1 protein-coding gene is annotated in these 419 nt (G+C 55.6%); it reads left to right on the top strand.

From position 1 onward, the window contains the following. On the top strand, positions 1–419 hold a 419-nt coding region (gene ftsA, locus ACFVYJ_RS13700), incomplete at both ends, for a cell division protein FtsA (RefSeq protein WP_463255409.1).

Genomic DNA, 419 nt, shown 5'->3' with positions numbered 1-419 from the left:
GATATCGGCACCTCCAAGGTGGTGTGTCTGGTTGCGGAGGTAAATCCGGACGGCAGCATCGAGCTGGTGGGCATCGGCTCGCACTCTTCCAATGGCATGAAGCGTGGTGTGGTGGTGAATATCGAATCCACCGTTGCTTCGATTCAGCGTGCTGTTGAAGAAGCGGAACTGATGGCGGGCTGTAAAATTCACTCGGTTACCGTGGGTATTGCCGGCAGTCATATCAGCAGCCTGAACTCCCATGGCATTGTTGCCGTACGTGACCGTGAAGTCTCTGAATATGACCTGGACCGGGTGATTGATGCCGCCCGGGCGGTAGCGATTCCGGCTGATCAGAAAATCCTGCATATCTTGCCGCAGGAGTACGAAATCGACAGTCAGGAAGGCATCAAAGAGCCACTGGGCATGTCCGGTGTGCG

It is taken from the genome of Pontibacter sp. JAM-7 (assembly GCF_048548695.2).
Taxonomy (GTDB): domain Bacteria; phylum Pseudomonadota; class Gammaproteobacteria; order Pseudomonadales; family Balneatricaceae; genus Neptuniibacter.
This window is presented reverse-complemented; position numbering and strand designations above follow the sequence as displayed.